Raw genomic sequence first — 19,449 nt, 5'->3', positions numbered from 1 at the left:
TCATGAATTTGGAGAGGTCGCCAATGAGGATTGGCCGGCAGTAATGATGCTCAAGGCCGACGGGCGTCGGCTAAACGGGGCTCGGTCGCGGCAACCTATAGTGATCCTGCTGTGAACTGGCCGAGGTCGCCGGAATGATCGGTCGGAGCAGGCTGTGACTGTGGCAAGGCCGGCGCTCCCAAGCCCTACCCCTCCGCCCTCGCCGCCTTCTCCAGCGCCGCCAGCTGCGCCTCGTCAAGCGTCAAAAACCCCATAATGTGCTGCACCACTTCGGCCCGGGCGTTGCTGAGCGCGCTGTGCAGCTCGAAGCCGTTCGGCGTCTTGGTCTTTGCCAGCCACTCGCCATAGGACGGCCGGCGGTAATAGCCGGTCGCAGCGGTCAGGTCGGCCAGCACCATCTCGCCGTCCTGGCCCGAGAATACCCTGAGATAGGCCTTGGCCAGCGCGTCCCGCGCCTTGGCCGGGCCGCCGGCCTGGCTGGAATGGGCGAAGCGTTTTTGGCTCATGCCCCGCCACCCTGTACGTCGCCGCCCTGCGGCATCAGCCCGCCGAGCCCATCGAGCAGGCCGCTATCGCGCGCCTGCACTGCCGCCGGCACCGCATCCTTGGCCACTTTGCCGGCGGCCGCAACCGCCGCCATGCCGGCCTGGGCCTGCTGCGCCTTGGCTCTGGCATCGCGGATGCCCGCCACCTCGTCCTGGCGGCGGAAGATGCGCTGCGGGCTGCGGCCGGCGCCCTGCACGATCTTCAGCGCCTCGTCGCCGTCGATATTGTCCATGACGCCGGGGTCGAACTGCGCCATCTGCATGGCGGTGGTGACCACCTGGATGGTGTCGCGCGCTTCCGCCGAACGGCGCAGCACGTCGAGCGGCCCGGTGAAGGTCGGCCGCAGCGCCTTGCCGGCAAGGCTCGCCGGCGGCAGGAAGCGGCTGTCTTCCTCGTAAAGCCCCTTGTCTTCGAGGATGCCCAACTCGCGGTCGAGATTCGAGGCAAAGCCGGCCTGGATGATCGAGCCGGACGGCCCGAGCAGGGCGCCTTTTTCCTCCTGCCGGATCAGCGCTTCGGTCGCCGTCATCTGCGGGTTCTGCACCAGCGTCTGGAACAAATTGACGAACATCATGTCGCGGATCTCCTCGGCCCGGCTGTCGGCATAGTTGAAGGCATAGGTCGGGTTCTGGCCGGTGACGATCGGCGCGATCAGCGGCCGGCCCGCATCGTCGATGAGGCCGGGATAGTTCTCGCCGGGATTGAGCACCGGCACATAGTCGAGCCTGGCCTTGGAGGCGGTCGCCGGATCGGTGATCTGCTGCAGGGCGCGCAGGCCGGAGCGCCGCACGGCGTTCTCCTCGCGCACCGTCGTCAGCGCCTCGATGGTCGGCGAGATGCCATAGGGATCGCCCTCGTAGCGGCGCCAGTTGAAGCACGACACCGGGAAGGAGCGAAAACCGCTTTCCCTGACGATCACCTCCTCGTCCTCGATGACGTGATAGGACGCGAATGCCGTATCGAGATACTGGTAGGTGCCGCTCAGACTGTACATCTTGCGCTCGTCGCGCGGCTGGATACACTGGATCAGCGAGATTCTTGTCTCGCATTTGGCGGGGTCGTCGACCAGTATTTTGATCCGCACCGGCAGTCTGTCATAACCGAGCAATTGCGCCGCCTGCCGCGCCGTGCGCTCGTAGCGGCGGTGGAAGATATCGACCTGGCCCCAGCGGTTGCGCGAGAGATAGCCCTCGACCACGGGAATAGAGGCATAGCGCATCAGCGTGCCGCCAAAACCTTCCTCGGCATAGAGATAGGCCGGGCCGTAGCGCACGACATTGCGCAGGCAGGCCTGCGTCGCCGGCACGAAGTTCGAACTGGCGGAGTAGCGCAGCGAAAACAGGAAGTCGCGCAGCGCTTCCGCCCATTCCCTTTCCTCGTCGGTCTCCTCGTCGTTGATTGCCGCGGTCGACAGCCCATGCCATTTCTCCGACTGCGGGATGATCAGGCTTTCCAGCCCGGCGGCCAGCCGGTTGGCGGCCGAGTTGATGGTGTTGGCATAGACACGCGCACCGCGCCGCTCCTGCCGCTCGGCCTGCGAATCGGCGCCGGCCTTTCGGCCGCCGCTCCACATATGGGGCGCATCGGGATCGCAGAATTCGGACACCGCCTCCCAGACATGCTCGTACTGGCTGCGCTCGCTCTCCAGTTCAGCCTGTCGCGACAGAATATCGCGAGCACGGGAATCGCTCATGGTCAGCCTCGCTTGATGGATTTGATTAAAAAGGAAAACGGCGGGACGCCGAAGCCGCCGATCTCCCCCCTTGAGGGGGAGATGTCCGGCAGGACAGAGGGGGGCGCTGTCCAGCCGACTTCTCAGTACAACAGCGCGTTCCGGCTCACCGCCGGCAGGAAATACTCAAGCAGGCATTCTCAAAGGGCGGCGATCCTTCGCGCCCCCCTCTGGCCTGCCGGGCGTCTCCCCCACTTGGGGGGAGATCGGCAGCTTCACCGGCGGCTCTTCATGCGCTGGGCTCGAGCGCCGGGCTCCGGCCAAAGCGCTGCACCACGAAACGGCCCATCTTCTGGCCGGGCACTTCGATCAGCGTGTAGGTGATCCAGGACAGCAGGCAGACCACCGGCAAGACGACGGCAACAACAATCGCAAAGCGCACCGGCGCCGACAATTCGTTGCCGAATTGGGTAATGACCAGAGCCGCAACCGGCTGGAGAACCAGCAGATGGATCAGATAGATGCTGAAGGAAAGCTCACCCATCAAATGAAAGAACCTGTTGGCGAGCGTCATGGCGATCTTTCTGGCCACGATGCCCATCATTCCCGGCAGCATCCGGTAGAGAACCAGGGCAAAGAAACCCACGACGAGCGCTTCGCGCATCAAAAACTTGCCAAGCCCGTAGCCGCCGCCGAAGGGCAGCGCGGCCAGAGCCATGGCGAATGCCAGATGCACGAAAGGCCGCTTCTGCCTTTGATGGACGACGCCCGCCAGCAGCATCCCACACAGGAAAATCTGCATCTTCAGCGGCAGGAACGACGGCATCGGAAAATGAACCGACAATTGTCCCATCAAGAACACGATCGCACTGCCTATCGCCGCGACCAGGATACCGCTCCATATCCAATCAAGCCTGCGCACCACCAGCATAACCGCCGGGAATAGTGCGTAGAACTGCATCTCCAGCCCCAGGCTCCAGTCCGGCAGCGGCGTGCGATAGGCGAAATTCGGCACTAGGCCGAACAGGAACAGCAGATGGGCGCCGATATTCTTCAGGCCGCTGTCGAGATAACGTTCGGGCGCCTGCGGCGACCGCAGCAGGAACTCGTCGATGACCATCCTGGACTGGTAGAGATAGGGGCCAAGCGCCAGGGCAGCGAACAGCATGACGTAGAACAGCGGCGCTATCCTGAAATAGCGGCGGGTCCAGAATTTCAGCCAGGTTTCCGGCCTTTGCCAGGGCTCCTTGGCCTGGCGCAACTGGTAATGAAACACCATCAGGAAGCCGGACAGCATGATGAACAGATCGACGCCGAGATCCGGTTCGCCGAGGATAGGAATCTGCCAGCCGGTCAACAGCAGGCAATGGCCTATCAGCACCCAGATCGCGGCGAGCGCCCGAAGCCCGTCAAGGCACTCGATGCGCGATGCTTCCGTCATGCCGAACTTCTCGATGGCCATGTTGCAATGCAGCATGGCGGCTGAGGGAGGAATGTCAACCGTGCGGAGGGAACACGAATTGCGCTTGGTTGTAACGGAAAACCCCGCAGCTGCGATCTCCCCCCTCGTGGGGGAGATGGCCGGCAGGCCAGAGGGGGGCGCGAAGGAACGCCAGCCTCTGTTTTCGTTTCCCACCGGAATGAGCCGATGTTTCCAACTACAAATTGATCACCAAGGCCGGCGGGACAGCGCCCCCCTCTGCCCTGCCGGGCATCTCCCCCACGAGGGGGGAGATTGGCGGCATCACCCGCCTCGCTTCTTCACCAGCCTTGCATGCCGGCGCCAGTACCACCAGGCCAGCACCCGGTTGCGGAACACTCTTCTCATCGCGCCCATGTCACACCCCCAGCAGCACGCGGCGCTGGCCGCTCAGATCGCCGGGCGACAGATCGGTCTTCACGGTTCCGGCGGTGCCGTCATTGGCCGCCAGCTGGGCCCGCAACGCTGCTTCGCGCGCCTGCACGTCCTTGTCGGCAATGGTAGGCGTCGGCGGCAACGGCTTCAGCGCCGGCGGCTTTTGAAAAAGGCACATGGTTTTCTCCAAGGGTTCTTGTCCAGTCGTAGAGCAGAAAATCCTCGCCGTTCCGGCCGTAGCCCGGCAGACGGCAACGTTGCGTCGCGCCAAGCCGGGCAAGCCAGCGCAGCGCCAAATCATTGGCGGCCAGCGCTCGCGCCTCGACCCGCCATGCGCCACGCGCGGCAACTTCAGGCCCGAGCACGGCGTGAAAGAATTCCGTAATCCCAGGCACGCAGCGCCTCGTGCGGCGCGTGCCCCAGCTCCAGGCGATCCACAGCCCGCTGCGCTGCTCGGCGGCGCCGAACCCGGCCTCCGGATTGCCGTCGAGCTCGGCGACATAGGCAAATCCCTGCAGCGCTGTCAGCGCCAGCAAAGCCGGCGACCAGTCATCGAACTGGCAATCGATCTCGGCCCGGTCCTCGGGCCGCAGATTGGCGGCGATGTAGCTGAGATCGCGCAATGTGGCGGGAATGATGCGGAGTGTCATGCGTATCCTTTGTCATCCCGGTGCGAGGCGGCGCGGCGGAGACTCTCGGGATCCTGCCATCCGATTCCGCAGTGCTTGCCACAACCAAGCTGACGCGATAGTAATACAATACAACCTTAGAGGGTACCATGAGGCCTTTCATTCTCGCCGTGGCAGCGGTGTGCGCGTTGCCATTTGGTCCGGCTCGGTCGGAGATCTCCAGAAGGGGGTGCTCTTCAAATCGCTTGAGTCGGGAGCACTCACAACCGTTATTCGACAAGGCTCCGGCAAAGCCTACTTCACGAAAGAAAGAGATCACTTGCAGGCAGGCACCGCGGCGGAGCTAAAGGGCGAAAATGAAGGCGAGCGCGCATTCATCTAGATGCATTCTATACCCTCCGCGACGATGAAGGTGTCGAAGCGCTACTCAATTTTGTTGATGTTGGCTGCGCGCCGTAGTTGAAGGGTGATGAGTGGTTTTCATAACTTAACGCTGCCTAATAACGAGGCGATCCTTTCTCATGAGAGCAGTTGGCTTTGCACTTGGCCTATTGATGTTGTCGGCGCCGCTTGCCGTCGCCGGGAAAGCCAGCGAATGGACCGTTTCCATCAGCGGCGGAAGCGAAATCGAGATTCCCGTTTTCTTTGCTGACGGCGATGCTCGATTGCTTGGTGGATTCGCTGGAAACTTCGGCACAGCGTTTGAACCGGAAGAGTATCCGGGCGTCCAGCTTCGTCAGTACCGAGCCGATACCACTAACAAGCGCCCGTTCGAGTACCTCAAGGAGGAGCTCGTAGGAGATACTGAAAAGGTGACATACAAGCTTGACAAGCCATCGTTTGCCGCGATTTCCGGCACCTCGGCGGATGGCACAGGAATCTTCTATGGCATGTGTCAAAAACACGTCATCGTCACCTGTTTTGATATGCACTGGGACAAGGAAGACCAGGCGATGTTTGGGCCAATTGCCGAGCGCATCGCCCGGTCATTCCGAAAAAATCGGTGATCCGGATATCTCTTCGGCGACTAAACCTGCGAAAACAATTCGCTTGTCGCGCTCTAAGCAGCCACTTTGCGGCGCTGGCGAGTGATATTGTGAGTCCTCACCGTAATTCCTTCAGATAAGGCCGAAGCTTCCCGGCGTAGTTTGAATCGGTTGCATACGCCCCGAACTTGCCATGCTGAAGTTCGGCAAGGGCGCTGTCGATGTCCGTGGCGTCGTTAGCCTTGCCGAATCTGCGTTGCATGAAGGCGATGCGATCGCGAATGCCTTCGTCAGGAGTGGCGTATTTGCGAAAAACTTGTTTAACTCTCACACTGCGACCATTGATTTCCTCATGCGTCCAAAGGCGTTGCGTCTCACCTTTCCACGATTTCCCAGCTTTGATGCCAAAATAGTTGAAGCCAGGGGCATGCTTGCCGCTGCCGCTTTCGTGCGCTGCCTGAGTGGCCATCAGGCGGGCTTGCGTGTCGGTCAGGCCCGCACTCTTGCCAGCTTGATAGAAGGCGTTAACGAACTTCTTGCGATTACCTTTGGCGGCGAGAAGGTCCGCGCCGAAGTTGCCAGCCCCCCCTTTAAATGTCTCGAACTGCTTTCCAGCCTCTTCAACACCAAAGACGGCAGCGAACTGCTCAGGACCAGGCCTGCCGCCGGAATAGGTAGCCCTATCGGCGACGGCCGCTCGCGCGTTCTGGGATGCAATGTCGACGTTGACGCCGGCGTTGACTAGACTTTCCGCATTTGCGGCGTGCGCCCCTTGGACAAGGTCATCAACAGCACTGGGTGAGAGATCGGCAAGCAGAGCGTCGGTCGGCAAGTCATCCTGAAATGCTTGTCCCACCCGTTCATCTGGTGTGAGCCTTTTGGCGAGGTCATCCTTTGTCGTCAGCCCATCAGAACCACTAGCCGGGGCAGCAGAGCCGCTAGAAATGCCGTCCGTATTGTGCTCGGTCCCGCTGTTTGCATCCGCTGCAAACGCAGTCCTGTTCAGCAGGTTGAGAGCCTTGATCGGATTTGCGGCTATCACTGCCTCAATGCGCGTCTTTGCCGTGCTTTCGCGCCAAGCGGCTTCGGCCTGCAACTTGCCCTGTGGCTCGAGGCCCATCCTGTCGAGAATATCAAGGCCGCGCCGGCGAGCGGCCTCAAAGGCAACAGCATCGTTCGGATTGCTCTGAGCAATAGCGTCGAGTTCGACCCGTTGAACCTCGGACCACTGATTCTGCTCATAGTCCTTGCGCCGTTGAAGCTGCCGTGCCGCCATGCGCAACGAGCCGGTTTCGCGCAGCGTTTTCTTCTGCCTGGCGAAATCGGCGCGTTGGCTTTCCGGTATTTTCGGCAGGGCATCGTCGAACAGCGTGTCGAACAGACCGGGCTTCACCACCCGGCCGTTGCGTGGATCGACCTGGCCATACATCGCGTCATGCAGCCCGGCGCCATCGGGCGCTGCGTTGGCTGCCACATCGGCCTCGGCTTGAACGATCTGATCCATCATCCTGCGGCGCGCAATTTCGATGTCGAACGCCTCCTGCTGCTCTTTGCGCTGCTGAAAGCGCTCGGCGACGGCCGAAAGCTCGCCGCCCAGGTCTTGCATGGCGCCCCCAATTGGCAATCCCTGCGGATATTGCGCCGCGTTGCCGGTATCGAGCCGGCGCTGCGCAAGCTGGAGAGGTATGGTCGCCATTTAGTTGTTTCCTGTCATGAGGGGCCCTCCGACGGAGATCACGGCACGGCTGATCGCATCGCATGCCGGCCGCCGTATTCGCGCGCTTTGTCGGATCGAAGATTTTTGGCGAGACAGCGGGGTTGCCGGTATTGCGGATCCCGCCGCCAGAAGCGCCGCGGTGCCGCGTCGAAGAATTCCGCACGCAGCAGCGCTCCGAAGTTACGGCATGGATCCTCGGGTCAAGCCCGAGGATGACGACGCGATAGGCGCTCAGCCCTTCACCTGAACGCCCCTAGCGGATCGGCCTGCCCGGCCTTCCGCCGCGCCGCCTTGAACACCGCCGGGTCGACCACGGCTTCCCTCAGCATCATCACGCCGTAGCGTGTGGCCGCCATCAGATCGTCGCGCAGCTTCACCACCTGGCCGTCCCTGCGGTGATAGAGGCGGAACTCCTCGAACCACGGCAGAAGCGTCGAGAACACCTTGAAGCGGCCGCTCTGCATGCGGTCGAGCATTTCCATCAGCCCGGCCTCGACCGAGACCGAACCGTCGGCGAACTGCGCATGGCTGGCGAGCATGTTCAGCCCGTGCGCTGAATATTGCCTGGCAAGCGCGGTGCCGGCACCCTCCAGCGTCTCGCGGCGGCCGTCGCGCGGCCATGCCCATGGCAGCCATTCGCCCCATGGTTTCAACGTCAGCGCCTGCATGGCCGGCGTCTGCTGCGAAGCGCGGCAGGCCTTTGTGACATAGACGACATCGGCCCCCGTATCCCAGGCGAGCTCAACCGCCGCCGAGGGATGGTCCCAGCCGAAATCGAGTGCGCCCAGCCTCGGCCAATAGCGCGGCAGCGGGAACGGCTCGCAGGCGATCAGCTCCTCGGCCACCGGAAAGATGCGGCCGGAGCCGAGCACCGGAATGCCCTTGGCCCGCGCCTCGCGCTCATGCGCCGGATAGGCGGCAATGATCTCGGCGCGCTGCTGCGGCGTATAATGCTCGGCGTCGTCGATGGTCATGAAGGTGACGTGTCGGGTCATTGTTTCTCACCTTCGCAGCCTGAATGGTTTTGGCAAGCGCGGTTCCAGCGCCCTGCCTTGCGGGTCAATTTTGCATCGCTCCGGGGCAGCCAGCCCACCGAGCCCGGATCCAAAAATCGTGGTCAGATCGCCCGACGTTTGATGCGAACGACTTTCGGCGCCTGCGCATCCATGAACATGTAGCACCTGCCGAGCAGCGCCTTTTTGCCAAAATCATCGAACACGTTCTGCCCGAGCGGCGTGATCAGCACCTCATCGGCCGTCAGTCCGTCCTGGTGACGAGCCTCGATCTCTGGCCAATGCGCCTTGGCAATATCGGTCAGCACGACGTTGAAGGCAGGATGGTTGTAACTGACCAACACGTTGCCGTCGTCCATGTCGGACGGTTCCATGTCCGGGTGGCAATTGTAGATCATGGCAAGCGTCTGGATGGCTGCCAAGGATGCAGCGCCATCGGCAAGGCCAGCCTCAGCAGCACGCAGGTGCCGTTTTCAAGGATGGCAAAGTCACGCTCCTGGTTGAAGTAATAGCCAATGCGCTCCTCGATGCGATCGATGGGCTGCGAAAACGATGGCCGCCATTTCGGGACAGGAGGAAAAGTTGCTGACATGCCGACGTTGCCTTCTGGCGATACGACAGTCAGTCTAGTTCCGGATCATGGCTTGGCAATGCGGCCGGAGCCGAGCACCGGACTGCCCTTGGCCGGCGCCTCGCGCTCATGCGCCGGATAGGCGGCAATGATCTCGGCGCGCTGCTGCGGCGTATAGTGTTCGGCGTCGTCGATGGTCATGAAGGTGACGTGTCGGGTCATTGTTTCACCCTCGCGGCATTGAATCGTGATGGCAGGCGCTGGACGTATGCTGTTGTTCGGTAAGATTTTTATGATGGCGGGACAGCGCCCCCCCCTCTGTCCTGCCGGACATCTCCCCCACGAGGGGGGAGATTGGATGTCATCCTGGTCTTCGCCAATCTTCAACGGTTGCAGGCAGGCGGGACGCGGAAACTGCCAATCTCCCCCCAAGTGGGGGAGATGTCCGGCAGGACAGAGGGGGGCGCGAAGGAACGCGAGTTGTGCGAGTTCGCAGCCCTGTCACCCCTTCCCCATCCCGCCCACCTCCTCCGCCGACAAAAACAGCAGCACCACATCGCTCATGCCGAGCAGCGGCGTGAAGGTGACGATGGTGATGCCGCCGGTGGCGTTGGTGCGGGTCAGCCCTTCGGAATAGATGTCGAGCGGCGGCTCCTCGTCGAACCAGACGCCGTGCAGCGTTTCGCCCTGCCATTTCTCGCGGCCCTTCTCGTAGCTCTTGAACGACAGCACCGATTCGTCGGCCTGGACGTCGCCACCGCCGCCCCAGCGCACCACGACGCTGTCGAGCGCGCCCGGCGCCCGTCCCGCCATCGTGTTGAGGATCGCGTCGGCCGGGATCATGCCGGTGCCCCAGGCCGCCTGCTGCTGCGGCGGGCCGATCAGGATGCGCTGCGGGTTGTCGCGCGTGCTTTCGCCGGTGACGCCGGCCGCCCACATCCGGACCGGACAATCGAAAACCTTGCCTTGCCACCAATCGGGATAGCGGCCGGTGAGGTGCATCGCCCATTCGGCGCCGCCGGCCCTGGTCTTGCCGAGCTGGTTGCCGGCCATGAACAGGCGCTCGCGATTGGTCGCGCCGGCGGCGTGGAACTCGGCCTGTCGGGGATAAGGCCGATAGGCGGCAAGCTGGTTAGTGCGGCGCCTCCGGTCCAGCTCCGCCAGCAGGCTGAGATATTCCTTCCTTGCCGCCCGGCTGTGCGAGGCCTTTTGCGGCGCCCGGCCTTTCGAGAAACGGCCGGAGGACGGCCTCGAGGCCGCGGATGCGCTGCCTGATTTCGTCATCGCTCAATGCATCCAGATTGTTGATGTTGACACTCAGATCCTTGGGCAGCACCGACAGCACGAGCTTCAGGTACTGGTCGGGCTTTTCGGCGCGCACCTCGGCGATGACGCCGGCGCCGTGGGCGCGAAAATCGGCGCGGATCGCTTCGAGGAAACCGTCGGCCAGCGTCTTCTTCGCCCGCCTGGTTCGCTTGCCGGGTGCCTGATCGTGCTGCTGCGGATCGCCGGTGGAGGGAGCCTTGGCCATGCCCTACTCCGCCTTCCCGGCGGAGATCGCCGGCTTTTTGTTGGCTGGCCGCACGATGCGCTTGCGCGGCTTGGCCTTCTTGCCGACGCGTGCCGACTTCGGCTTCCGCAGCTGGCTTGCCGGTTTCGCATCAGTGGTCGTGCCGGGCTTCATCGCACCGGCGTCGGGCAAGGCATTCAGCCTTGCCCTGAGAATTGCCGCCGCCTTGCTGTCGGGTGCTCCCGACGGGAAGCCGAAGCCGCCGACCGCATCAACGGTACCGCCACGCATCATGCCGATCCGCACGCCGGCTGCGACCTGCTCGAAGCGGCCATGGCGGGCATAGGGTGCGGCGCCGGCGAACTCGCCGATGGCACTGACGACCTCTCGGCCGTCATCGTCGGTGATGATGGTGGCGTAACGGTTGGACATGGGGGCTTCTCTGAAGTGGGCGCACGGGGCGCGTTAATCTGAGGATCGTCGGGGTCGCGTTCCGTCGCGCCCCCTCTGTCCTGCCGGACATCTCCCCCACAAGGAGGGAGATTGGCTGTCATCACCGCTTTCGCCAATTTTGTAGGATGCAAAAAAGTGCTGTCGCCCAAGCTGCCGATCTCCCCACTCGTGGGGGAGATGTCCGGCAGGACAGAGGGGGGCGCTGTCCCGCCGACTTACAGCCGGCAGCACGCACATCATTCGATCGAAAAGGAGCCTGAAACAAAAAACCCGCCTCGGCGGGCGAGTCGTTGGAGCCAATTAGCACCATACCCAGATTAGTAGCATAGCTGCCGGCACAAAGCAAGAACAAAATGTGGCACCGGCGGAAAAAAATGCACTGACGGCCTCGCACCCTCGTCGGTGAACGGCTGGAAGGAGGGGCGAAAAAGGTGGGCCATTGCGTGAGACTTGCGTTGATGGGATGGTGATTGCGCTTGAGGGGAACGCGTCATGGGCAATGTCACCAGTCACTACGGCAGCGAGGGCAGCGACGGCATCGTCGATCGCATATTGGCCGCGATCCCGGACGCCGACCCGGCCGGCAAACTCGCGGCCGCGCAACTCTATCCGTTCGATCAGTTCCATGGCCGCGAACTGATCGCCACGCAGGAGCATGCGGCCCGTCTTGCCCCTTCGCCGACAGATCGAATCCTGGATATCGGCAGCGGCATTGGCGGGCCGGCAAGGTTTCTGGCCTCGACCTATGGCTGCGAGGTCGACGGCATCGACCTGACTCCAGCCTTTTGTCGCCGCGTCGAGCCGACTGACCGCACTCAGCGGACTGGCAGACAAGGTTCGCTTCCATCAGGCCGACGCGACGAAACTGCCTTTTGACGACAGCACCTTCGATGCGGCGATCTGCTTCTATGTCGGCATGAACATCGAGAATAAGGCCGCGGTCATCGACGAGGCCCGGCGCGTGCTGAAACCGCGAGGCAGGCTGATCTGGACCGAAGCCGTGCTCGCGGGTGGCGAGCCATACTATCCCGTGCCCTGGGCGGTTTCACCCGCGACCAGTCACCTCGCCGATCGGGAAACCTTGAAAACCCTGTTTGTCGATGCCGGATTTCGCATCGACGAAATCGTCGACGAAACCGGCGAACATGTTGAGCTGGCGCTGAAGAGAGCCAATTCCGGCATCGTGCCCTCGCCGGCCCAGCAGCAGGCAAATGAAATCGTCATGGGCACGGAATTCCTGCAGCGCCGCCGCAACTACATCCGAAGCCTGAGTGACGGAAAGCTCGCCTCACTCGCCGTGATCGTCTCCAAACCGGCCTGAAACCTCCAAACCGGCCTGAAACAAAAAACCCGCCTCGGCGGGCGGGTCGTTGGAGCCAATTGGCACCATACCCAAATTAGTAGCATAGCTGCCGGCACAAAGCAAGAACAAAATGTGGCGCGGTGGCAAAAAAATGCGATTTCCTTTGCGCGCCGCGAGGTTGTGCTCAAAAGACGGTCGCCAAGGTGGTGTTCCTTCGCGCCGACTTCACAGCCGGCAGCTCACGCAACGTTTCGGTCGAAAAGGAGCCTGAAACAAAAAACCCGCCTCGGCGGGCGGATCGTTGGAGCCAATTAGCACCATACCCAGATTAGTAGCATAGCTGCCGGCACAAAGCAAGAACAAAATTCACCTAAGACGCGAAAAAATGTGAGAATACCCCTCGCCTGCTCGCTTTGGTGGCGCCGCGCGGACCATTTTGAATTCGTTCCTTCGACCGGCAATAGAAATTTTGGCCGGAACCGGCTTGTTGCGTGGTCAATTCAATGCTTTGCTGCACGCCTTGGTTGAGGGCAGGGAATCAAGGTCGCGACATGGAAGACGGTTCGGGCTCTCTGCTCGGCATTATTATCAGTTGGCTCCCGATGGTTCTGACGCTCGGGGTGTTCGGCTATTTCGTCATGAAACTCGTTCGCGTTCAGCGCGGGTCAGTCGCGGCTATCGAGGCCATTGCGCAGAAGCTGAGCGACATGGACGCTCGCCTGGCCAAGAACGCCGCGGAGCCATCGCCACCCGACCGGTCGTAGACCTGCCCGCCGTCCCACACTGGATCGCAACGCGCGCTGGCGCGTTTGAACCCTAGCCAATGGGAGCAAAGCCATGAACGTCGCCAATCTGCAACTCGAAGGCCTGCTTATGGCCATCGCATCGATCAATCAGGTCCTGGTCCGCAAGGGCGTGCTCTCCGTCGAGGAGATAGACATCGCCTTGCGCAAGGCCGAAGCCAGCGAGACCAACGAGGAAAGGTCCGAGGGCATGTCGGCGTCGAGCCGCGACGCCGTCAACTTCCCGATCCGACTGCTGGAGTTGGCCAATCAATGTCAGCCGGAGACGGACATGCCGTCCTTCTCGAAACTGGCGCGCATGGTCGGCCAGATCAAGGAACCTTACAACGACCAGATGTGACGCAGCGATCAGAACTGCCGCCGCTATCGGAACGACGCGCCAGGCCGGCAGGCTAGCGCCCCTGCAGGATCTTGATCACCTTGCTGTTGTCGGCGGTCGGTGAGGACAGCCTGCGGTAGTCCGCATAAGTTAGCCTGCCATTTGCAACGGCATTATAGAGCCGATTACAGAATGCGCTATCGTGCTTGGCGACACTGACATTCATGAACGCCGCGAAAGTCTTTCTTTCGGCGAGCGGGGTGGACCTCTCGCGTGCAATGCATTCGTTGATCGCCGTGCGCTTGGTGACAGGGCTGCCTTCAAGCGTGGCATGCATCGTGTTGAATTCGCCTTCGGTCAACGTTGTGCAGCCGGCAAGCAGTGACGCGCCGATCATGGCGGCAGCAAAACGCGTGGCGATGTTCATGAATTCCCCCTCAAGACCCGTGTCTTGCTTAGCCCGCGGAAAGTTGGAAGTACAGAGGGGAATGCAGGCGCATCTACTAAAAGCATAAACCTCGAACGCTCGTACTTTAGCTGTCGCTTTTATTGCGCTCGACCTGCGGATGGCCGGAATGGCGGTACCCGGCCGCTCTCGATCGTCACGACGATGCTGGTGCGGATCGTGCTGCCGATCTGGCCCTGGTCGCGGTCATAGACCCGACCGCCATTGTCGCAGCCACCCTTCTGAGCGCCTTTGCGGGAACGCCGGATGCGAAATTCCGGATCACCCCCTGCCAAGCCTCAGCGCCAGGACGCGGCCCGGCCCGTGCACGGCGGCGAACAGCAGCCCGGCCAGGAAGGTGAAGTGATCGACGAAGAAGCCGAACTCCGCCTGGTTGCCGGCCCAGTGCGACGGCCCATGGAAGGCGAAGCCCAGGAACAACACATAGGCGCCGGCGACGAGTGCTGCCCAGGAGAAGAAGGCGCCGGTCAGGAAGCATAGGACGAGGACGACCTCGAGCAGGGCTGCGCACCAGGCCAGGAACAGCGGGAATGGAAACCCGGCCGCCGCGATATAGCCGGCGGTGGCGCCGATATCGACGAATTTGAAGATCACGGCCATCAGGAAGACGGCAGCGAAGATCAGGCGGGCGATAAGGATTGCCGCGGTCTGCCACGGCGACTGAACGGTTGATTGAGCGGTTTCCAAGGTCATGATGTCCTCCCAGAGTTGCGATGGTTGTGCCCCAAGGACGCACCACCGGCCGCAAGCCCGACATCATCCCCCGAAAAACCTGAGAGATACAAGCGCGGGGCGAGAAGGCCTTGCAGGATTGGGTTCCTCGCCCAGTGGAGGCAGGGCGCATATGGGCAAGTGCCCCCTCACCCGGATTGCCAACCGAATTGCGAACGGCAATTCGGGGCAATCCGACCTCTCCCCGAGGGGAGAGGAGGTCGCCTGCGTTGGTGCCAGGCTCTTCTCCCCAGCGGGGAGAAGGTGGCCGCGAAGCGGCCGGATGAGGGGGATCCCCTATGCGATTGCCTGCCTCTATTGGGGCGAGCAACCAGGTTCAGGACTACCTCACCTTGGCCCCTGGCTGGCTGATCGGCTCCCGTACCGTTCCATACTGGCTGCCCCAGCGGTCGGTCATCGCCCAGCGTATGTCCCAGAGTTCCGGGAAGAAGCGGTGGCGGGCGCCGGCCTCCAGCAATTCGACCGGCCGGCCCTTCAGCGATTTCGCGCCGAGCCCGATCGTGCGGTGGATGAGATAGAGGTGGTTGGCACGGAATTTCTGGAACAGCTCGTCGAACTCGACCAGCGCTTCGGCAACGACATAGCTGTCGCCGTGATCGTAGCCGGCATCGTAGACGTCCTCGACCGAGAGGCCGCGGCCGTCGAGGTATGACGCCTTGAAGGCCCGCCACAGATCGGGCGGCAGGCGCAGCAGCTGCTTGAAGCCCGGTGATTCCTGGCCGCTGCCATTGCCGAGCTGCAGCCGGATCTGCTGGTACTCCTTGGGCGACATGGTTTCGAGCAGGTCGAGCTGCGCCGTCATCATGCGCATCAGCCGGTGCACGCGCCCCATCAGCGTGACGATGCGGTGCGTGTCCTGCCTTTCTAGGAAATCGACGACATCGACCAGCGTGTAGGCGATGAGCTTCATCCACAGCTCCTCGACCTGGTGCACGATCTGGAACTGCAGCTCGTCGGCATTGACCATCTCGGCCAACGGCTTCTGGCAGGCGAGCAGCCTGTCGCATTTGAGGTAGACGCCATAGTCGCGCATCTCAGGCGTTTCGATGCGGGCATAATAGTCCTGCTTATCCATGGCCATGCTCCTTGCCGCGGCCGTTGGACCGCAGGCGTTTATTGGATCCCGGTCCCCTGAGTCTAATCGCTTTCTTGCCGAACATTGTCCCTTTCTGTTATTCGATTGGCGGGAAACGAAGGACGAAAATTGTTTCTGAAGCAGATTGGAAGAACGAATGATGCTGGATGCGGTCGACCGGAAGATCGTCGCGGCGCTCGAACGCGAGGCCCGCATCTCCTTTGCCGCGCTCGCCGATGAGGTCGGCCTGAGCAAGACGCCGTGCTGGAAGCGGGTCAAGGCGCTTGAGGACGCCGGCGTCATCCGCGGCTACTCGACCCGCATCGACCCGGCCAAGCTCGGCTTCGGCATCGAGGCCTTCATCCAGGTGTCGATCGATTTCGAACTGTCGGACGCCTTCGAGGCGGCGGTCAAAACGCATCCGCTGATCCGCCGCTGCCATGCCACGACTGGCGAGGCCGACTATCTCCTGCAGATCGTCACCGTCGACATGATGGCGCTCGACAGGATGCTGCGCGAGGAGCTCAGCCGGCTGCCCGGCGTGCGGCGCACGATCACCTCGATGGCGATGCGCGAGATCAAGGGCGGCATCTCGTTCGCCAATGCCGTCGGGCATACGCAGACCAAGCGATAGACCGGTCAGGCCCTGGTCATCAATTCGCGTCCCAGTCGCTTCGGTTGCTCGGCGCGCAGAACCACATTTGTCGTCACCGTGCCGTAGTGGCCGATGCTGTCGACGATGCTTTCAAGATCGGGCGGTGACGGGACCACGACCTTGACCAGAAAACAGTCCTCGCCGGTCACCCGCAGCACCTCGACCACCTCCGGCAATTGGGCGAACTTCTTCAGGCAGGCCTGGATATGCACATGCGTGGTGCGCAGGCGGATGACCGCCATGGTGCCGAGCCCGAGCGCTGCCGAATTGATCACCGCCTTGTAGCCGGTGATGACGCCGCGCTCCTCCAGCCGCTTCACCCGTTCCGAGGTGGCGGGCTGGGACAGGCCGACGCGGCGGCCAAGCTCGGAGATGCCGATGCGGCCGTCCTCCTGCATGATCTCGATGATCGCCAGATCGGTAGGATCGAGCCTTGGCCGATAATCGCTGTTTCGCATGATCGCCTTTAATCCATCGGATTTCTTCGCTGCTTTCCGATGACCTCTCATTCCGCCGCCCGGGAGAAGACCTAGAATTGCACGCGCCGCATCAGGAAAGAAGGGCTTCGCATGACCGACTTCATCATTGTGCCGGGCATCGGCGGATCGGGCAAAGCCCATTGGCAGACGCATTGGCAGCAGGCAAACCCGGCGATTCGTCGGTTCAACCCGGCGAGTTGGGACGCGCCGGATTTCGACGACTGGGTGGCTGCGCTGGACACCGCTGTAGGCCTGGCAAAGACACCACCCGTGCTCGTCGCCCATAGCCTCGGCTGTCTGCTCGTCGTACACTGGCAGCGGATCTCCACCCGCGAGATCAGCGGCGCGTTGCTGGTCGCGGTTCCGGACCCGGCGTCGCCGGCCTTCCCCTCCTCCGCCCTGGCCTTCGCCGACGCGCCGCAGCAACGGCTTCGCTTTCCGTCGCTGATTGTCGCCAGCACCAACGATCCCTACGGCTCGCTGGACTATGTCAGGGCGAACTCCGAGCGCTGGGGCAGCGATCTCCATATCGCTGGGCCGCTTGGCCACATCAATGGCGACAGCGGTCTCGGCGACTGGCCGGCGGGGACGGAACTGCTGGCGGCTTTTCTCAGGAAAACGCAAGCAATCGCCCAAGGCGCCGTGCTTCAGCCGTGACCGCACCGGGAACGGCTACCGCGCCGCCGCCCTGACCTGGTTTGTGCGCCGCGACGCCGCGCCTCAGTTCGATGCTGCGGCGGGCGTGCTGAGTTCGAGGAACGGCACTGTCGAACCCGGGATCATCGACTTCGGCAACTCCCCGTCCCACTTCTCGGCTTTGGTCAGTTCGACCAGCAGCGGATTGTTGGCAAGTGCCGCGGCGCGGGCTTTGATGGCTTCCGCGGTCGCATCGCCTTCGACCCTGGTCTTGTAGGCGCTGGCCTCGGCTTCGGCTTTGACGCTGTCGGCGCGGCCCTTGGCCTGGGTGACGGCGATGTCGGCCTTGATCTTTTCCTGCTGCAGGTTCTGTTCCTGCTTCTGCACCTCGACCTGCGCCGTCATCCTGGCTTCGACCGCTTGCTCGTAGGCGTCGGAGAAGTCGATGTTCTCGACCTGCACGCTGTCGATCATCACCGGCCCGTCGGTTACCGCCGCGATGGCCTCGGCGACATCCTTGTTGAACTTCGCCCGGTTCTGGATCACCGACACCGCGTCGTACTGGCCGAACACCGTCTTGATCTCCTGCGGTGCTTTCCTGGCAATGACACGGTCGGCCAGTGCCTCGATCGACCCGTAATTGGTGTAGACGTTGCTGACTTCGGCGGCCGGCACGTGGAAGTTGACGGTGACGCGCATGTCGGCCGGCTGCTGGTCGCGCGAATAGGCCTGCATGGCCGGCAGGCCGCTGCAATCGTTCTGGTTCTCGCAGCCCCATTTGAGCACCTGCTGGCGCAGGCTGATCTTCTCGACGCGCTGCAACCACGGCAGCTTAAAATGCAGTCCGGGATCGACGACCGAACTCAGCGCTCCGTTGGTCAAGAGCACGCCGCGGTCGCCCTGGTCGATCGTATACCAGGACCCAAACAGCGCAAAGACGCCGAGCGCTACGATGACGAGTGCGATCAGGCCGGAACCGATCGACCCCGATGCCGCCCCCGGCTTGCCCTGCGGACGGCTTGAACTGCCTTGCGTTTCGGTCATTGCCCCACCCCAACCTGATTGCCCGTGCTGCTTTTGCCCACAATAGTGGCGGCATTGCAATCCTCTGGATACGGAAGGACCTTCGCGCCGGCCGGCCGGACCGGCGGGGTGGTTCAGGCTGGCTAGCGGATTTCCCCTGCAGCCGCGGCAGCGGGCAGGTGCGCGTTGCCTGGCGTCTCCTTCTGCCGTTCGGCATCGCTTTTGCGCTTCGGGCAATCCTCGTAGTCGTGGTCGCGCCCGCCGCAGTAGGAGCAGCATTTTGCCGGCGCGTCGGAGCGAAGCATGGTTGGCATGCACAAGAATGCACTAAACCCGACAGATTGCGAAGGCTTGCGCACCGGCAAGGTCGATTTCGCCACGGAACCGCTGCTGCCGCATGAAAGTTATCTGCTCATTGCAACCGGAGCACAGGACATGGCCGACGACCCGAACCGCTACGAGACCGGAGCGAGGAAATATCCGGCAAAGACGAGCCCCGACGCGGCCGACGAATTCTCGCAGGACGCGGCCGGCAACAAGCCACCGCCCGGCGGCATGGGATTGACCAGGCCGGCTGACGATTTCGACGACAAGACCCGGCATTCGGAGGGCCAGAACCCGCCGCGCGCAGCGATCCGGCCAGACGGCAAGCCCACCGCCAAAAAGCCCGGCAAGGACGCAAGACGATGAACGTCGCCAATCTACAGCTCGAAGGATTGATGATGGCGATCGCGGCCGTCAACAACGCGCTGGTCCACAAGGGCCTGCTGTCGGTCGACGAGGTCGACATGGCGTTGCGCCGGGCCGAGGCGGCGATGACCAGCGACGAGCGTCTCTATGAAGACATGTCGCCATCCAACCGCGACGCCGTCTGCTTTCCGCTCAGGCTGCTGCAGGCGGCCAACAATGCCCAGGGCGAAACCGGCATGCCGTCCTTTGCCGAACTGGCCAGGATGGTCGGCCGGACCAAGGAGCCCTATAACGACCAGATGTGATGGAGGACGCC

The 19,449-nt window shown here is 62.6% G+C and carries 26 protein-coding genes and 2 pseudogenes; 9 read left to right on the top strand and 19 right to left on the bottom strand.

What is annotated here, in order from left to right; genetic code table 11:
- Positions 1-185 precede the first annotated feature (185 nt).
- The 4 genes from NKI19_RS05930 to NKI19_RS05915 form a co-directional block, all read right to left on the bottom strand.
- The gene (locus tag NKI19_RS05930) at positions 186-506 is read right to left on the bottom strand and encodes a Bbp19 family protein (RefSeq protein ID WP_352564261.1); all 321 of its coding nucleotides are present in this window, start codon (positions 504-506) and stop codon (positions 186-188) included.
- Entirely contained in the window at positions 503-2,239 is a 1,737-nt protein-coding gene (locus NKI19_RS05925) for a portal protein (protein ID WP_352564259.1), read from the bottom strand. The genes NKI19_RS05930 and NKI19_RS05925 overlap by 4 nt, the downstream gene beginning before the upstream one ends.
- 268 nt (positions 2,240-2,507) lie before the next feature.
- The gene (locus NKI19_RS05920) at positions 2,508-3,659 is read right to left on the bottom strand and encodes an acyltransferase family protein (protein WP_352490978.1); all 1,152 of its coding nucleotides are present in this window, start codon (positions 3,657-3,659) and stop codon (positions 2,508-2,510) included.
- 476 nt (positions 3,660-4,135) lie between these two features.
- Positions 4,136-4,723, bottom strand: coding sequence for a hypothetical protein (locus NKI19_RS05915; RefSeq protein ID WP_352490977.1), 588 nt, complete (start codon positions 4,721-4,723; stop codon positions 4,136-4,138).
- A 500-nt stretch (positions 4,724-5,223) separates the two neighbouring features.
- On the opposite strand from NKI19_RS05915, the gene NKI19_RS05910 reads away from it, so the two are divergent.
- Positions 5,224-5,709 carry a hypothetical protein gene (locus NKI19_RS05910; RefSeq protein ID WP_352490976.1) on the top strand — a complete coding sequence of 162 codons (486 nt, stop codon included), beginning with the start codon at positions 5,224-5,226 and terminating at the stop codon, positions 5,707-5,709.
- Positions 5,710-5,806: 97 nt separating this feature from the next.
- Here the strand turns inward: NKI19_RS05910 and NKI19_RS05905 are convergent, their stop codons facing one another.
- The 8 genes and pseudogenes from NKI19_RS05905 to NKI19_RS05870 all read right to left on the bottom strand — a co-directional run bounded on the left by NKI19_RS05905 (position 5,807) and on the right by NKI19_RS05870 (position 10,931).
- Positions 5,807-7,384: a glycoside hydrolase family 73 protein gene (locus NKI19_RS05905; RefSeq protein WP_352564258.1), complete on the bottom strand. Its 1,578-nt coding sequence runs from the start codon at positions 7,382-7,384 to the stop codon at positions 5,807-5,809.
- A 260-nt stretch (positions 7,385-7,644) separates the two neighbouring features.
- Positions 7,645-8,400 carry a phage terminase large subunit family protein gene (locus NKI19_RS05900; protein ID WP_352564257.1) on the bottom strand — a complete coding sequence of 252 codons (756 nt, stop codon included), beginning with the start codon at positions 8,398-8,400 and terminating at the stop codon, positions 7,645-7,647.
- Positions 8,401-8,522: 122 nt separating this feature from the next.
- Positions 8,523-8,840 carry a hypothetical protein gene (locus NKI19_RS05895; RefSeq protein WP_352564256.1) on the bottom strand — a complete coding sequence of 106 codons (318 nt, stop codon included), beginning with the start codon at positions 8,838-8,840 and terminating at the stop codon, positions 8,523-8,525.
- A complete protein-coding gene (locus tag NKI19_RS05890) occupies positions 8,813-9,010 on the bottom strand; it encodes a hypothetical protein (protein WP_352490972.1) in 198 nt (65 codons plus the stop codon). The genes NKI19_RS05895 and NKI19_RS05890 overlap by 28 nt, the downstream gene beginning before the upstream one ends.
- Before the next feature lie 57 nt (positions 9,011-9,067).
- A pseudogene (locus NKI19_RS05885) lies at positions 9,068-9,208 on the bottom strand (terminase large subunit domain-containing protein); the annotation flags it as partial.
- Between the two features lie 318 nt (positions 9,209-9,526).
- A pseudogene (locus NKI19_RS05880) lies at positions 9,527-10,144 on the bottom strand (terminase large subunit domain-containing protein); the annotation flags it as partial.
- Positions 10,122-10,520 carry a hypothetical protein gene (locus tag NKI19_RS05875; RefSeq protein ID WP_352490971.1) on the bottom strand — a complete coding sequence of 133 codons (399 nt, stop codon included), beginning with the start codon at positions 10,518-10,520 and terminating at the stop codon, positions 10,122-10,124. The pseudogene NKI19_RS05880 and the gene NKI19_RS05875, both read right to left, overlap by 23 nt.
- Positions 10,521-10,523: 3 nt before the next feature.
- Complete coding sequence (locus tag NKI19_RS05870; protein WP_352490970.1) at positions 10,524-10,931, bottom strand: hypothetical protein; 408 nt, start codon at positions 10,929-10,931, stop codon at positions 10,524-10,526.
- Between the two features lie 513 nt (positions 10,932-11,444).
- On the opposite strand from NKI19_RS05870, the gene NKI19_RS05865 reads away from it, so the two are divergent.
- The 4 genes from NKI19_RS05865 (at position 11,445) to NKI19_RS05850 (ending at position 13,398) form a co-directional block, all read left to right on the top strand.
- The gene (locus NKI19_RS05865; protein WP_352564255.1) at positions 11,445-11,828 is read left to right on the top strand and encodes an SAM-dependent methyltransferase; all 384 of its coding nucleotides are present in this window, start codon (positions 11,445-11,447) and stop codon (positions 11,826-11,828) included.
- Positions 11,758-12,273 (top strand): class I SAM-dependent methyltransferase, encoded by a 516-nt coding sequence (locus tag NKI19_RS05860; RefSeq protein ID WP_352564529.1) that lies wholly within the window; start codon positions 11,758-11,760, stop codon positions 12,271-12,273. Before NKI19_RS05865 ends, NKI19_RS05860 begins: the two co-directional genes overlap by 71 nt.
- A 533-nt stretch (positions 12,274-12,806) precedes the next feature.
- Complete coding sequence (locus NKI19_RS05855) at positions 12,807-13,019, top strand: hypothetical protein (RefSeq protein WP_352490968.1); 213 nt, start codon at positions 12,807-12,809, stop codon at positions 13,017-13,019.
- A gap of 73 nt (positions 13,020-13,092) precedes the next feature.
- Positions 13,093-13,398 (top strand): hypothetical protein, encoded by a 306-nt coding sequence (locus NKI19_RS05850; protein WP_023675713.1) that lies wholly within the window; start codon positions 13,093-13,095, stop codon positions 13,396-13,398.
- 52 nt (positions 13,399-13,450) lie between these two features.
- Here NKI19_RS05850 and NKI19_RS05845 read toward each other — a convergent pair whose 3' ends face one another.
- The 4 genes from NKI19_RS05845 to NKI19_RS05830 form a co-directional block, all read right to left on the bottom strand.
- Entirely contained in the window at positions 13,451-13,804 is a 354-nt protein-coding gene (locus NKI19_RS05845) for a hypothetical protein (protein ID WP_352490967.1), read from the bottom strand.
- Positions 13,805-13,923: 119 nt separating this feature from the next.
- Positions 13,924-14,118 (bottom strand): hypothetical protein, encoded by a 195-nt coding sequence (locus NKI19_RS05840; RefSeq protein WP_352490966.1) that lies wholly within the window; start codon positions 14,116-14,118, stop codon positions 13,924-13,926.
- Positions 14,105-14,536: a DoxX family protein gene (locus NKI19_RS05835; protein WP_254819626.1), complete on the bottom strand. Its 432-nt coding sequence runs from the start codon at positions 14,534-14,536 to the stop codon at positions 14,105-14,107. The genes NKI19_RS05840 and NKI19_RS05835 overlap by 14 nt, the downstream gene beginning before the upstream one ends.
- A 361-nt stretch (positions 14,537-14,897) precedes the next feature.
- On the bottom strand, positions 14,898-15,650 hold the full coding sequence (locus NKI19_RS05830) for a tryptophan 2,3-dioxygenase family protein (protein WP_352490965.1): 753 nt from the start codon (positions 15,648-15,650) through the stop codon (positions 14,898-14,900).
- A gap of 157 nt (positions 15,651-15,807) precedes the next feature.
- Between NKI19_RS05830 and NKI19_RS05825 the strand changes: the two genes are divergently transcribed.
- Positions 15,808-16,284, top strand: a complete 477-nt coding sequence (locus NKI19_RS05825; protein WP_352490964.1) for an Lrp/AsnC family transcriptional regulator — start codon at positions 15,808-15,810, stop codon at positions 16,282-16,284.
- Between the two features lie 5 nt (positions 16,285-16,289).
- Here NKI19_RS05825 and NKI19_RS05820 read toward each other — a convergent pair whose 3' ends face one another.
- Positions 16,290-16,763, bottom strand: coding sequence for an Lrp/AsnC family transcriptional regulator (locus NKI19_RS05820; RefSeq protein ID WP_352490963.1), 474 nt, complete (start codon positions 16,761-16,763; stop codon positions 16,290-16,292).
- A gap of 111 nt (positions 16,764-16,874) precedes the next feature.
- Here NKI19_RS05820 and NKI19_RS05815 point away from each other — a divergent pair, with 111 nt between their 5' ends.
- A complete protein-coding gene (locus NKI19_RS05815) occupies positions 16,875-17,441 on the top strand; it encodes an RBBP9/YdeN family alpha/beta hydrolase (RefSeq protein WP_352564254.1) in 567 nt (188 codons plus the stop codon).
- A gap of 63 nt (positions 17,442-17,504) precedes the next feature.
- On the opposite strand, the gene NKI19_RS05810 is transcribed toward NKI19_RS05815, so the two are convergent.
- Both NKI19_RS05810 and NKI19_RS05805 read right to left on the bottom strand, forming a co-directional pair.
- Positions 17,505-18,464: a prohibitin family protein gene (locus tag NKI19_RS05810; RefSeq protein WP_352490961.1), complete on the bottom strand. Its 960-nt coding sequence runs from the start codon at positions 18,462-18,464 to the stop codon at positions 17,505-17,507.
- Between the two features lie 122 nt (positions 18,465-18,586).
- On the bottom strand, positions 18,587-18,748 hold the full coding sequence (locus NKI19_RS05805; RefSeq protein WP_352490960.1) for a hypothetical protein: 162 nt from the start codon (positions 18,746-18,748) through the stop codon (positions 18,587-18,589).
- On the opposite strand from NKI19_RS05805, the gene NKI19_RS05800 reads away from it, so the two are divergent.
- Both NKI19_RS05800 and NKI19_RS05795 read left to right on the top strand, forming a co-directional pair.
- Positions 18,747-19,133: a hypothetical protein gene (locus NKI19_RS05800; RefSeq protein ID WP_352490959.1), complete on the top strand. Its 387-nt coding sequence runs from the start codon at positions 18,747-18,749 to the stop codon at positions 19,131-19,133. The genes NKI19_RS05805 and NKI19_RS05800 overlap by 2 nt on opposite strands.
- Complete coding sequence (locus NKI19_RS05795) at positions 19,130-19,438, top strand: hypothetical protein (RefSeq protein ID WP_352564252.1); 309 nt, start codon at positions 19,130-19,132, stop codon at positions 19,436-19,438. Before NKI19_RS05800 ends, NKI19_RS05795 begins: the two co-directional genes overlap by 4 nt.
- Positions 19,439-19,449 lie beyond the last annotated feature (11 nt).

The organism is Mesorhizobium sp. M0751, assembly GCF_040320265.1.
Lineage (GTDB): Bacteria > Pseudomonadota > Alphaproteobacteria > Rhizobiales > Rhizobiaceae > Mesorhizobium.
Note: the sequence above shows the minus strand (reverse complement) of the source record. Positions and strands in the feature narration are given on the sequence as shown.

What these genes read in the sequence shown, in the direction of transcription:
- NKI19_RS05835 (WP_254819626.1), bottom strand. Translation starts at nt 14,536, where the DNA reads ATGACCTTGGAAACCGCTCAATCAACCGTTCAGTCGCCGTGGCAGACC.
- NKI19_RS05900 (WP_352564257.1), bottom strand. Translation starts at nt 8,400, where the DNA reads ATGACCCGACACGTCACCTTCATGACCATCGACGACGCCGAGCATTAT.
- NKI19_RS05855 (WP_352490968.1), top strand. Translation starts at nt 12,807, where the DNA reads ATGGAAGACGGTTCGGGCTCTCTGCTCGGCATTATTATCAGTTGGCTC.
- NKI19_RS05800 (WP_352490959.1), top strand. Translation starts at nt 18,747, where the DNA reads ATGGTTGGCATGCACAAGAATGCACTAAACCCGACAGATTGCGAAGGC.
- NKI19_RS05825 (WP_352490964.1), top strand. Translation starts at nt 15,808, where the DNA reads ATGATGCTGGATGCGGTCGACCGGAAGATCGTCGCGGCGCTCGAACGC.
- NKI19_RS05925 (WP_352564259.1), bottom strand. Translation starts at nt 2,239, where the DNA reads ATGAGCGATTCCCGTGCTCGCGATATTCTGTCGCGACAGGCTGAACTG.
- NKI19_RS05920 (WP_352490978.1), bottom strand. Translation starts at nt 3,659, where the DNA reads ATGACGGAAGCATCGCGCATCGAGTGCCTTGACGGGCTTCGGGCGCTC.
- NKI19_RS05870 (WP_352490970.1), bottom strand. Translation starts at nt 10,931, where the DNA reads ATGTCCAACCGTTACGCCACCATCATCACCGACGATGACGGCCGAGAG.
- NKI19_RS05845 (WP_352490967.1), bottom strand. Translation starts at nt 13,804, where the DNA reads ATGAACATCGCCACGCGTTTTGCTGCCGCCATGATCGGCGCGTCACTG.
- NKI19_RS05890 (WP_352490972.1), bottom strand. Translation starts at nt 9,010, where the DNA reads ATGTCAGCAACTTTTCCTCCTGTCCCGAAATGGCGGCCATCGTTTTCG.
- NKI19_RS05850 (WP_023675713.1), top strand. Translation starts at nt 13,093, where the DNA reads ATGAACGTCGCCAATCTGCAACTCGAAGGCCTGCTTATGGCCATCGCA.
- NKI19_RS05865 (WP_352564255.1), top strand. Translation starts at nt 11,445, where the DNA reads ATGGGCAATGTCACCAGTCACTACGGCAGCGAGGGCAGCGACGGCATC.
- NKI19_RS05905 (WP_352564258.1), bottom strand. Translation starts at nt 7,384, where the DNA reads ATGGCGACCATACCTCTCCAGCTTGCGCAGCGCCGGCTCGATACCGGC.
- NKI19_RS05815 (WP_352564254.1), top strand. Translation starts at nt 16,875, where the DNA reads ATGACCGACTTCATCATTGTGCCGGGCATCGGCGGATCGGGCAAAGCC.
- NKI19_RS05805 (WP_352490960.1), bottom strand. Translation starts at nt 18,748, where the DNA reads ATGCTTCGCTCCGACGCGCCGGCAAAATGCTGCTCCTACTGCGGCGGG.
- NKI19_RS05910 (WP_352490976.1), top strand. Translation starts at nt 5,224, where the DNA reads ATGAGAGCAGTTGGCTTTGCACTTGGCCTATTGATGTTGTCGGCGCCG.
- NKI19_RS05875 (WP_352490971.1), bottom strand. Translation starts at nt 10,520, where the DNA reads ATGGCCAAGGCTCCCTCCACCGGCGATCCGCAGCAGCACGATCAGGCA.
- NKI19_RS05915 (WP_352490977.1), bottom strand. Translation starts at nt 4,723, where the DNA reads ATGACACTCCGCATCATTCCCGCCACATTGCGCGATCTCAGCTACATC.
- NKI19_RS05930 (WP_352564261.1), bottom strand. Translation starts at nt 506, where the DNA reads ATGAGCCAAAAACGCTTCGCCCATTCCAGCCAGGCCGGCGGCCCGGCC.
- NKI19_RS05810 (WP_352490961.1), bottom strand. Translation starts at nt 18,464, where the DNA reads ATGACCGAAACGCAAGGCAGTTCAAGCCGTCCGCAGGGCAAGCCGGGG.
- NKI19_RS05795 (WP_352564252.1), top strand. Translation starts at nt 19,130, where the DNA reads ATGAACGTCGCCAATCTACAGCTCGAAGGATTGATGATGGCGATCGCG.
- NKI19_RS05820 (WP_352490963.1), bottom strand. Translation starts at nt 16,763, where the DNA reads ATGCGAAACAGCGATTATCGGCCAAGGCTCGATCCTACCGATCTGGCG.
- NKI19_RS05830 (WP_352490965.1), bottom strand. Translation starts at nt 15,650, where the DNA reads ATGGATAAGCAGGACTATTATGCCCGCATCGAAACGCCTGAGATGCGC.